This is a genomic window from Siculibacillus lacustris (genome assembly GCF_004328075.1).
In the GTDB taxonomy this organism is placed as follows: domain Bacteria; phylum Pseudomonadota; class Alphaproteobacteria; order Rhizobiales; family Ancalomicrobiaceae; genus Siculibacillus; species Siculibacillus lacustris.
This window is the reverse complement of sequence record NZ_SJFN01000075.1, coordinates 1-2349: the sequence shown is the minus strand read 5'-3', so window position 1 is coordinate 2349 and position 2349 is coordinate 1. Positions and strand designations below refer to the sequence as shown.

Annotated in this window: 2 protein-coding genes and 2 pseudogenes; 3 read left to right on the top strand and 1 reads right to left on the bottom strand. The window is 71.2% G+C overall.

Going from position 1 to position 2349, the window contains the following annotated elements:
- Both EYW49_RS23325 and EYW49_RS22705 read left to right on the top strand, forming a co-directional pair.
- Positions 1–187 (top strand): annotated as a pseudogene (locus EYW49_RS23325) (NADH-quinone oxidoreductase subunit NuoE); the annotation flags it as partial.
- Positions 188–257: 70 nt separating this feature from the next.
- Complete coding sequence (locus EYW49_RS22705; protein ID WP_131312007.1) at positions 258–1472, top strand: CobW family GTP-binding protein; 1215 nt, start codon at positions 258–260, stop codon at positions 1470–1472.
- Here the strand turns inward: EYW49_RS22705 and EYW49_RS22700 are convergent.
- The gene (locus tag EYW49_RS22700) at positions 1439–1732 is read right to left on the bottom strand and encodes a sulfurtransferase TusA family protein (RefSeq protein ID WP_131312005.1); all 294 of its coding nucleotides are present in this window, start codon (positions 1730–1732) and stop codon (positions 1439–1441) included. The genes EYW49_RS22705 and EYW49_RS22700 overlap by 34 nt on opposite strands.
- A gap of 186 nt (positions 1733–1918) precedes the next feature.
- Here EYW49_RS22700 and EYW49_RS22695 point away from each other — a divergent pair.
- Positions 1919–2349 (top strand): annotated as a pseudogene (locus EYW49_RS22695) (phosphomannomutase/phosphoglucomutase); the annotation flags it as partial.

The following is a 2349-nucleotide window of genomic DNA, read 5'->3' as shown; positions in this document are numbered from 1 at the left end:
CGCGCCGCTCGCCGCCCGACCGCCGGCCCCGCCCACCCGCGCGAGCCGCGTCGCACCGCCGCCGCCCCCGCCGCCGACCCGCCTGATGAGCGCCAAACGGCTGGCCGAAGCCGCGAAGCTCGAGCAGAAGAAGCCGGCGAAGGCCGCGCCGATCCCGACGAAGCGCCCCAAGCCCGAAACCGAATGACGCGGCGGCCGGGCGCGACAATTCGCGCGCGGCCCCCCGTCGGCGCGACGCCGCGCCGGAGGACCCTTCGATGACCGACCCGATCTCCGCCGCGCCGCCGCCGATCCCGCTGACCGTGATCACCGGCTTCCTCGGCGCCGGCAAGACCACCCTGCTCAACCGGCTGCTGCCCGATCCAGCGATGGCCGGCACCGCGGTGATCGTCAACGAATTCGGCGAGATCGGCATCGACCACGTGCTGGTCGAGCGCGCCGACGACGGCGTCGTCGAGCTCTCGTCGGGCTGCCTGTGCTGCACCATCCGCGGCGACCTCGTCGCCACCCTCGAAGACCTGCTCCGCCGCCTCGACAACGGTCGTCTCGACGAGCTGCGGCGGGTGGTGATCGAGACCACCGGCCTCGCCGATCCCGCACCGATCCTCCACACGGTGATGCGCCATCCCTATCTGGTGCGGCGCTACCGCCTCGACGGCGTCATCACCCTGGTCGACGCGGTCAACGGCATGGTCACCCTCGACACCCAGATCGAGGCGGTGAAACAGGCCGCCGTCGCCGATCGCCTGGTGGTCACCAAGTCCGACCTGTGCACCACGCCGGAGCGCGCCGCCGCCCTCGTCGCCCTGCGCACCCGCCTGCGCGTGCTCAACCCCGCCGCGCCGATCCTCGACGCCGCCGCCGGCGAAGCCGCGCCCGCGGCGATGCTGGAGACCGGCCTGTGGCGGGCCGACCGCAAGAGCGCCGACGTCACCGCCTGGCTCGCCGAAGAGGCCTATCGCGACCGCGACGCCGAGCGCCGCCGCCTGGAGGCCCGCCGTCACGCCGACCACGACCACGATCATGATCACGGGCATGATCACGATCACGGCGACGACCACGACCACCGCCATGATCCCAATCGCCACGACGACCACATCCGCGCCTTCTGTCTGGCCACCGATCGGCCGATGGCGGCGGCCAGCCTCGATCTGTTCCTCGATCTGCTGCGCTCGGCGCACGGGCCGAAGCTCCTGCGGGTCAAGGGCGTCGTCCGTCTCGCCGAGGATCCCGAGCGGCCGCTGGTGCTGCAGGTGGTCCAGCACGTGGTCCATCCGATCGCCCGGCTGGAGCGCTGGCCCGACGACGACCGGCGCACCCGGTTGGTGTTCATCACCCGCGATCTCGAAGAAGGCTTCGTGCGGCGGATGTTCGACGCCTTCGTCGGCACGCTCGCCCCCGACACCGCCGACACGACCGCGATGATCGACAACCCCCTTCAGATCTCCGGCTTCTCCGGCCGCTTCTCCTGAGCGGGACGATCCGCGCCGCGGTCGATCACGAACACCGCGCGATCGCCGTCGCGGCGCACCTCGACCAGAACGTGACCGTCCTCGGCGCACATGTGTGGCAGGTCGACGGTCGCCAGCGGGTCGCTGGTCGACACGATCAGCCGATCGCCGGGGGCGAGGCGGGCCAGCGCCCGGCGGCTCTTGAGCACCGGCAGGGGACAGCGCAGGCCCACCAGATCGAGGATCGTCGCGCCCGCCTGCTCGATCGCATCCCGCGTCATCGTCCGCTCCGCCGCGGCACCGGGCCGCGCCCCGCCGCGGACGAGGTTTCGCTCGACGCGCGGTCGTGAAATGTCCTACCACTGGCGCGCTCGGTCCCCGCCCGGGGGCGGACGACGAGGGCGCAGACCCCGACCGTCCCCGGCATCCCCGGTCGACGGCTCCCGCGATCCAGCCAGGATTTCGTCATGTTCCCGATCCCGCAGCAAGTGCTTCTTCCCAACACCTACGCCTACGAATCGGCGCCGATGGTCAAGGTCACCGGTTTCCGCGAGTACGACGCGCGCTGGCTGTTCGGAAGCGAGATCAACCTGATGGGCATTCAGGCCCTGGGCATGGGGATCGGCACGCTGCTCGGCGAACGCGGCGTGAAGCGCGAGATCGCCGTCGGCCACGATTTCCGCAGCTATTCGGCGTCGATCAAGCTGGCACTGGTCACCGGCCTGATGGCCGCGGGCTGCAAGGTGCACGACATCGGCCTCGCCATCACCCCGATGGCCTATTTCGCCCAGTTCGAACTCGACGTGCCCGCGGTCGCCATGGTCACCGCCTCGCACAACGAGAACGGTTGGACCGGCGTCAAGATGGGCTGCGATCGGCCGCTGACCTTCGGCCCCGA

Coding starts and splice junctions, on each gene's coding strand:
- EYW49_RS22700 (WP_131312005.1), bottom strand. CDS start 1,732: ATGACGCGGGATGCGATCGAGCAGGCGGGCGCGACGATCCTCGATCTG.
- EYW49_RS22705 (WP_131312007.1), top strand. CDS start 258: ATGACCGACCCGATCTCCGCCGCGCCGCCGCCGATCCCGCTGACCGTG.